General features: G+C 32.5%; 8 protein-coding genes. All 8 read left to right on the top strand.

Annotation, left to right across the window (positions count from 1 at the left end; all coding sequences use genetic code 11):
• Window positions 1-93 precede the first annotated feature (93 nt).
• Complete coding sequence (locus HHT355_RS03260; protein WP_000228166.1) at window positions 94-963, top strand: nucleotidyltransferase domain-containing protein; 870 nt, start codon at window positions 94-96, stop codon at window positions 961-963.
• A complete protein-coding gene (locus tag HHT355_RS03265) occupies window positions 944-1,678 on the top strand; it encodes a class I SAM-dependent methyltransferase (RefSeq protein ID WP_000662263.1) in 735 nt (244 codons plus the stop codon). The genes HHT355_RS03260 and HHT355_RS03265 overlap by 20 nt, the downstream gene beginning before the upstream one ends.
• Before the next feature lie 32 nt (window positions 1,679-1,710).
• Complete coding sequence (gene ant(6) / locus HHT355_RS03270) at window positions 1,711-2,574, top strand: aminoglycoside 6-adenylyltransferase (protein WP_103202011.1); 864 nt, start codon at window positions 1,711-1,713, stop codon at window positions 2,572-2,574.
• Window positions 2,575-2,617: 43 nt separating this feature from the next.
• Window positions 2,618-3,145 carry a phosphoribosyltransferase family protein gene (locus tag HHT355_RS03275; protein ID WP_002294507.1) on the top strand — a complete coding sequence of 176 codons (528 nt, stop codon included), beginning with the start codon at window positions 2,618-2,620 and terminating at the stop codon, window positions 3,143-3,145.
• A 131-nt stretch (window positions 3,146-3,276) separates the two neighbouring features.
• Window positions 3,277-4,065 (top strand): aminoglycoside nucleotidyltransferase ANT(9), encoded by a 789-nt coding sequence (gene ant(9) / locus HHT355_RS03280; protein ID WP_027622104.1) that lies wholly within the window; start codon window positions 3,277-3,279, stop codon window positions 4,063-4,065.
• Window positions 4,066-4,840: 775 nt separating this feature from the next.
• Window positions 4,841-4,999, top strand: a complete 159-nt coding sequence (locus HHT355_RS13495) for a helix-turn-helix domain-containing protein (protein WP_113976298.1) — start codon at window positions 4,841-4,843, stop codon at window positions 4,997-4,999.
• 178 nt (window positions 5,000-5,177) lie between these two features.
• Window positions 5,178-7,046 (top strand): AIPR family protein, encoded by a 1,869-nt coding sequence (locus HHT355_RS03285; RefSeq protein WP_103202012.1) that lies wholly within the window; start codon window positions 5,178-5,180, stop codon window positions 7,044-7,046.
• Window positions 7,047-7,071: 25 nt separating this feature from the next.
• Window positions 7,072-8,091, top strand: a complete 1,020-nt coding sequence (locus tag HHT355_RS03290) for a hypothetical protein (protein ID WP_103202033.1) — start codon at window positions 7,072-7,074, stop codon at window positions 8,089-8,091.
• The last annotated feature ends 206 nt before the right edge of the window (window positions 8,092-8,297 follow it).

Raw genomic sequence — 8,297 nt, forward strand, 5'->3', positions numbered from 1 at the left:
GTGAAATTAAAAAAATTATAAATATGTTGAGTAGAAGCAAAAGATTTGGCTTGGAATTTTTACAGCAGTGAATCGATAAAAGGAGCATGCTTGATGGTAGATAATATTATTAAATCAGTAGCAGAGAAATTATCCTCTCTGTCTTATATAGAAGGTATTGTTTTAGGTGGTTCACGTGCAAGGGGCACCCATACAGAGGATTCGGATATAGATATCGGCATCTATTACAATTCAGAATCATTTGACATAAATACTATTAATCAATTCGCTACAAAGCTGGATGATGAGCATAGAAATAACCTTGTTGTACCTCCCGGAGCATGGGGTGATTGGATTAATGGCGGCGGATGGTTAGTCATAAACGGGTATCATGTGGATTTAATTTTACGTGATATTAAACGTGTGGAACAAATAATGAAAGATACAGAGCACGGAATTGTTACTGCCAATTATCAGACTGGGCATCCCCATGGTTATATTAGTGCAATGTATCGAGGAGAATTAGCGATTAGCAAAATACTATATGCTAAGAATGAAAGCTTATGCGAATTAAAAAAACAGGCAGAAACTTATCCCAATGCTTTGCAGAAAAGTTTAGTTAACTTTTTTATGTTTGAAGCAGGGTTCTCTTTAATGTTTGTAAAAGCAAATTCGGGAACAGACGATAAATATTATATTGCGGGTCATGTTTTTCGTATAGTTTCATGTTTAAATCAAGTGTTATTTGCATGTAATAATGCTTATTGTATCAACGAAAAGAAAGCTATAAAACTGCTTGAAACTTTTGAACATAAACCTGAAAAATATACCGAGAAGGTAAATCATATTTTTGAAGTACTCGGTATCTCACTTTTTGAATGCTACGACATGACCGAGAAGCTTTATAATGAAGTGAATGAAATTGTATCGGAGATAAATAACTTTTTAAACGAGGAGAGTTCAGATGAAAGAAAACAAATATGATGATAATATATTTTTTCAAAAATACAGTCAAATGAGTCGCTCGCAGAAAGGACTGGCTGGTGCGGGAGAATGGGAGACTTTGAAAAAGATGCTACCTGATTTTAAGGGTAAGCGTGTGCTTGATTTAGGATGCGGCTATGGATGGCACTGTATATATGCGATGGAAAACGGTGCTTCCTCTGTAGTAGGTGTTGATATTTCTCATAAAATGCTCGAAGTAGCAAAAGGAAAAACCCATTTTCCACAGATTGAATATGAATGCTGTGCCATAGAAGATGTGGATTTCCCAGAGGAGAGCTTTGATGTAATACTAAGTTCGCTTGCGTTTCATTATGTAGCAGACTATGAGAATTTAATAAAAAAGATATATAGGATGCTGAAGGCTGGTGGCAATTTAGTTTTTACAGTTGAACATCCTGTTTTTACTGCTCATGGAACACAAGACTGGTATTATAACGAAAAAGGAGAAATACTGCATTTCCCGGTGGACAATTATTATTATGAGGGCAAACGGACAGCTATGTTTTTGGAAGAAAAGGTTACAAAATATCATAGAACACTGACCACATATCTAAATACACTGCTTTCAAATAGTTTTATAATAAATCAGATTGTGGAGCCACAGCCGCCAGAGAACATGATGGATATTCCGGGGATGGCGGATGAAATGCGACGCCCAATGATGCTGATTGTATCGGCAAAAAAGAAGATGTAATAATATAGAAAAAATAAACGAGGAGTATGTAAATGAGATCAGAAAAAGAAATGATGGATTTAGTACTTTCTTTAGCAGAACAGGATGAACGTATTCGAATTGTGACCCTTGAGGGGTCACGCGCAAATATTAATATACCTAAAGATGAATTTCAGGATTATGATATTACATATTTTGTAAGTGATATAGAACCGTTTATATCTAATGATGACTGGCTTAATCAATTTGGGAATATAATAATGATGCAAAAGCCGGAGGATATGGAATTATTCCCACCTGAAGAAAAGGGATTTTCCTATCTTATGCTATTTGATGATTACAATAAAATTGATCTTACCTTATTGCCCTTGGAAGAGTTAGATAATTACCTAAAGGGCGATAAATTAATAAAGGTTCTAATTGATAAAGATTGTAGAATTAAAAGGGACATAGTTCCGACTGATATAGATTATCATGTAAGAAAGCCAAGCGCAAGGGAGTATGATGATTGCTGCAATGAATTTTGGAATGTAACACCTTATGTTATTAAAGGATTGTGCCGCAAAGAGATACTGTTTGCAATCGATCATCTGAACCAGATTCTACGGTTTGAACTACTTAGGATGATGTCGTGGAAGGTTGGGATAAAGACAGAATTTTCATTAAGTGTTGGGAAAAATTATAAGTATATTAACAAATACATTGATGAAGATCTATGGAATAGATTATTATCTACATATCGTATGGATTCCTATGAAAATGTTTGGAAGTCATTATTTATATGTCACCAATTGTTCAGGGAAGTGTCCAAAGAGGTAGCAGAACTACTGGGGTTTGATTATCCAGAGTATGGTAAGAACATAACAAGATATACCGAGGACATGTATAAAAAATATGTTGAAAATGACTATTTTTAAAGATTAGCAAAGATTATTAACCATAAGCAAGGGGTGTAAATGTATGGAAAGTACTGATGTTATAAATGAAATTAGAGGTATATTACCTCGTAACTCAATTGGAAAATATGATTTACTAACTATTTTTACACATAAAACCGTTTTTGATAAAATTGTAAAAGTACTATCATTGGATTTTCAAAATAAAGTAGATTATGTGGCTGCCCCAGAAGCAATTGGATGGATACTAGGCACTGCCATAGCCAAAGAACTTGGAGTGGGGTTTATTGGAGTAAGAAAAGGTGATAAGCTGCCATACGCAAAAGAAGAGATTATTTCGACACATTTTACCGACTATTCAGGTCAAGATAAAAGCTTTGAAATATCTAAGAGTTCTATTGTGAGGAACAAAAGAGTTTTGATTGTAGATGATTGGATAGAGACAGGTTCTCAAATGAAGGCTTTAATAGCTTTGTTAGAGAAATTGGATTGCAGCATTATTGGGTTGGCTACTATTGGGATTGATATAAATGAGGTTACTCAAAAATGGATAGACAGCAGTTTTGTAGCTTATATTGGCTCAAACATATAATAAACCGAAAGAAAATCTTGAATCAAAATTTTGGATGGCGTTAATTTACAATACAACGAAAGATGTTTACTCTTTTTTTATAAATTTTAAGAGGCGTTAAAAAACAGTTTTCAGACGAAAGGAGATCGAAGTTGAGTATAGATTTAAGTAACAAAAAAATTCCGAAAGAAGCAATTCAAGCATTAAAAACTATAGCGGAACTACTTGATAATATGTTAATTGGGGTGTATTTGTATGGTTCGGCAGTAATGGGTGGTTTACGTATGAATAGCGATGTAGATATTTTGGTAATAACAAATCAAAGTTTATCTGAAAAAACTCGAAGGAATCTTACAAATAGGTTAATGCTTATATCTGGGAAAATAGGAAACATAAAAGATATGAGGCCTCTTGAAGTTACGGTCATAAATCAAAAGGATATTGTCCCTTGGCATTTCCCCCCCAAATATGAATTTATGTATGGCGAGTGGCTAAGAGAGCAGTTTGAAAAGGGAGAAATTCCTGAGTCGACTTATGATCCGGATTTAGCAATACTTTTAGCACAACTAAGAAAAAATAGTATTAACCTTTTGGGACCAAAGGCAACAGAAGTAATTGAGCCTGTGCCAATGACAGATATTCGAAAAGCAATTAAAGAATCGTTGCCCGGGTTGATAACTAGCATTAAAGGTGACGAACGCAATGTGATTTTAACTTTAGCCAGAATGTGGGTGACAGCATCTACTGGTGAAATCAGATCAAAAGATCTGGCAGCTGAATGGGCAATACCTCAATTACCTTATGAGCATGCCATTTTACTTGACAAAGCAAGAAAGGCTTATCTAGGAGGGTATATTGATAAGTGGAAAGGAATGGATTCTGAGGTGACTGAACTCGTTAATAATATGAAGAAGTCTATAGAGTCTTCCCTTAATCTCTAAAAGGCTGGTGTTGAGAATTCCATTGATAGGTTCTCTCATACCGAAATTTCTTAAAATGGTCAAAAACCGCTGGATATGTTCCCGTCTACCGATAGTTCCAAAAATGCTGCTGATATGTTTCCACAGACGGGCAAAGTAATATGACATCAATGCCATCAACTCGAGCCATGTGGAGACGGTTGTATTGATGTCACGCAAAGACAAATAAATAGGCTCTAAAGGGCTTGAAATCAAAGGTTTCTAGACTTTCGGTATTTCATACTGATTGGCTTGAAACCTTGTTTTTTATCCACTTAGCAAAGCTTAGAACGTGAAATATGTGTAGGGTTGAGACTATAGAACTGCTTTTTGCCTTGCGTGACTATGGAATTGATATTTTTGGGATAGGTTGAGACTATAGAATTGTTGTTTATGATTTACTTCTTTTATAGGTTTTCTCCCGTTTATTTGGAAAGTATCATGTGATTTGATATGTTCAATGATATCAGTAACACCTCTAGCGTCAAAGTGCCTGTGATAAGGGTGTCATAGCTGTTATGCTTATGATAAATTCTAAAATGTCTGAAGGTTGTGTACTCCTCTAAGAGGATACCCCAGTAGTGTATTGTATTCTTTGATTGTACATAAATGGAAAAGCAACCTTTGTGTAGAATATTAAAGTACTATGTATGCGTCACTTGGTGGCTATTTTTTATGCAAAAAATCCGGTTAAATAAATGTTATCTGTCCTTAGGAAGTTAGAGGTTATTACTCAACGATTGGAGGTGTAATATCAATGACAAAAGAACAAAAATTACAAATTGCTAAACATCGTGGTGATGATTATGGCTATGTAAAGATTGCTCACATACTTGGTATTTCAAACAATACTGTAAAGTCGTTTTGTAGAAGAAACCATCTAACAGGAAAGGATGGGACAGAATTAATAGTATAAAAAATATGCAATAAAGCCCTGGTTGTACTCGGTCTTTATTGTATTAATGCTAGGATGCAGTAATTAAGGATTGTAATTGAACTTAAACAAGGACCTATTATTTATAATTGTAAAATTATATCATTTGTGGTATGATTTAAGAAATATTATTAATTAAGCAAATTCTAAGGAGGTATATATGGATAGTTTTAAGATTCAGATAGATGAAGATATTAAACTAATACAGCGGGAGTATGGTAATATTGATCCACGCCTTACTAAGGTAGAATTTGCATTTAACTATTGGGTACTAAGTCGGATTTACAGTCTTGATGAAGAGATTATATCCCCAAATATTACAGAATACAACGATAAAAATATTGATTGTTATGTTTGGTATGAGGATATTAAAGAACTACATATTATTCAAAACAAATATTATGAATTAGACACGGTAGTTAATAGAAACGATGTATCAGACTTTTTAACGACACCTTTATCCGTTTTAAATAGAGGACAATATAGTAGGAATCCTGAACTTCAAAGAATTTTTGATCGAATAAAGAGTGATAATGAGTATAAAATATATCTTTCTTTTTTTGTGACTAACGAATACCATTCACCAGATATTGATGGGTTATTTGATAAAGATTACTCTTTACCAGGGATTGAGGCTAGTGTCTATGCAAAATATTACGACTTATCTGATATTAAAAGTTTATATTATGGTGATAGATTCACAAATAAAGTTAATTTTTATACTATAATGCCTACCCGTCAAAAGGCTACATCTCTTGATGTAAGACCAGATAATTATGATATGCCTTGGATGATTGACTTGCGTTATGTTATGATTAATGTGGCTGAATTGTATCGTATATATAAGGAAGCAGCCAAGAAAAATTATGTACTTTTTGAAGAAAATATCCGGGAGTATTTAGGTACACAAGGCATAAATAATGGTATTATTAAGACTCTTAAGGATAAGAATGATAGAGAAAACTTCTTTTATTACAATAATGGTATAACAATTATATGCGAATACTGTGAAACTCTTGGAGTTGATAAACTTCCGGCTGAATATAAAAAGAGAAAATATAATTATGGCTTTAAGCTAACAAATCCACAAATTGTTAACGGCTGTCAAACAATAAATTCAATAGCTGAAGTGCTTTCTCACTACGATGAAAAAAGCGTATACAGTGAGTTTGAGAAAGTATATGTTCTTGTAAAAATATTTGTATTTGATGAAACAACTAAAAGAAGTAAAGCTGGATTAGATAAAAATATAGTCAGATTTACAAACAGCCAAAATGCTATAAGTGATAAAGCATTTGCTTCCAAAAAGAACTATTTTTTAAATATTCAATCAGAATTTGTTAAACGAGGATATTTGTTACTTGTTAAACCTAGTGATAAGGCTAAATATACCAGTGAATATAATGATCCCGTAGAGTTTAAAAAGTTGCAAAATAAGGCTAAATCTTTTGATGAAAGACTTGATCTTCATTCTTCAAAATTAAGTGATTATATGATTCCGCTCGAAAAATTACTTAAAGTTTTATTAGCTTTTCGGGAAAATGGATATATTGCATTTACCAGAGGAAGTTCAGTACTTAAACCTAATAGTCCAATGTATAAAGATTTTTCATTAAACATAGAAACTTGGTGTACAATTGATAACATGCTCCTATTATATCTAATGCATTATAAAGCTGAAAAGGAAAAGAAAGCAAGTGAAAGTAAAAGGTTTCCGATACCGTATTATGTTATGAGTTTCATAGGAGCAAGCTGTAAAGATAAAGCTCCATCAGAACTGAAAAAACAACTTGATATTTTGTTTCAATCAAAGGAAAACTTTTTACCTATTTATAATTTTTATAAAGAACTTACAACTGCTTATGCTGAAAATGTACGTGATTATTATAATATGGATTATAATATTATGATTAAGCAAGAAATGTTTCCTTCAATATTCGACAATTGCTTTAGAAACTCATTACGCTTTTATCCAGACAAAGAGAGAATAAAAACATTTGTGGAGTATGGAAAGTACATTAATTATTAAAAAAGTTATTAAGTGGAGGCAGGTCATGGATTTGATTAATATTGAGGTGATACATAGAACATATGGAGAAGGAATTGTTGTATCTCATGATGGAGCTTATATAACAGTTAAGTTTCTTCAAGGTGAAAAAGTATTTCCGTTTCCTAATGCTTTTGACGGATATTTAAAAGCTAAAAATGAGAGCATCGCAGAGAATATCAATAATATATTACAAAATTATAAGGAAGAAAAAAATGCTGAAAAAATGAAACTAATTGAAAAAGAGTGTATTCAATATAAATATGAACAAGCAAAATTCAAAACTAAGATCTATACTCGTGCTAATGTTGCATTTAAATGTAACTTTTGTGATGGGGGGCGTTCTGAAAAGCAAATTGGATACAATGGGGTTTGTAGTGATAATATAATTTTTAATAATATAGTTATTGAAAAACGTACTTGGTGTAGTTCTGATGATAGTCCGTGTAATCAATATCTAAAGGGCATAATTAATCGTTACGAATTAGATGATATCTGCAGCGATGGAGGTTTTGTTTGCTATGAGAGTCAGATGCTTAGAGACTGGAAAGCTTATGCTGGTATTGTACAAACAGGTGAAAAAAAAGGTCAACCTATGAAATTAAATCAAGTGCAAAAGAATAGTCTATGCATTCTAACGACTCGTGATCCTAATTCTAATGAAAGCGAAAGATATATCTTTGGAGTATTTTTAGTTGGACAAACGTATGAGGGTGATCATGTTGATGAAGGCTATGTGATTTCAGATTCGAAATATCGTATTAAATTATCACCAGAAGAAGCTCATAAAATGCTTTTTTGGAACTATCATGCCAATATTAATCAACCTGATTTACCAAAATGGAGTTCAGGATTACACAGATATTTTGGAGATGATCAAGCTGTTCAAATACTTCAAGATATTATAAAAATAAAAACTGGTACGAAAGAGAAAGAATTAGCAGAAGATTTTTATTCCTATTTTATAAATATTAATGGAATTGATGTTAGTGATTTGCCAGAAAAAAATGGTGCATTACTAAGATAATAATATACAATACTAAAATAGTCTATCCAAGCAAAGAAAAATGATATAAACGACGATGATATTAAAGATATTTCTAAATTCTATAAAGAGTTATAATACATAAATAGAAGAGTATTAGTTTGGAGATTATAAAATCACTAATTAATATAAATGCACACTGTACGGTATCGTTATACCATACAGTGTGCATTTTTTCCGGCTCTTTG

This window comes from Herbinix hemicellulosilytica, from assembly GCF_002904165.1.
Classification (GTDB): domain Bacteria; phylum Bacillota; class Clostridia; order Lachnospirales; family Lachnospiraceae; genus Mobilitalea; species Mobilitalea hemicellulosilytica.

Bases quoted from the DNA above. Each gene is read 5' to 3' on its own strand.
- HHT355_RS03275 (WP_002294507.1), top strand. From the start codon at position 2,618: ATGGAAAGTACTGATGTTATAAATGAAATTAGAGGTATATTACCTCGT.
- HHT355_RS03260 (WP_000228166.1), top strand. From the start codon at position 94: ATGGTAGATAATATTATTAAATCAGTAGCAGAGAAATTATCCTCTCTG.
- HHT355_RS03265 (WP_000662263.1), top strand. From the start codon at position 944: ATGAAAGAAAACAAATATGATGATAATATATTTTTTCAAAAATACAGT.
- HHT355_RS03285 (WP_103202012.1), top strand. From the start codon at position 5,178: ATGGATAGTTTTAAGATTCAGATAGATGAAGATATTAAACTAATACAG.
- HHT355_RS03290 (WP_103202033.1), top strand. From the start codon at position 7,072: ATGGATTTGATTAATATTGAGGTGATACATAGAACATATGGAGAAGGA.
- HHT355_RS13495 (WP_113976298.1), top strand. From the start codon at position 4,841: ATGACAAAAGAACAAAAATTACAAATTGCTAAACATCGTGGTGATGAT.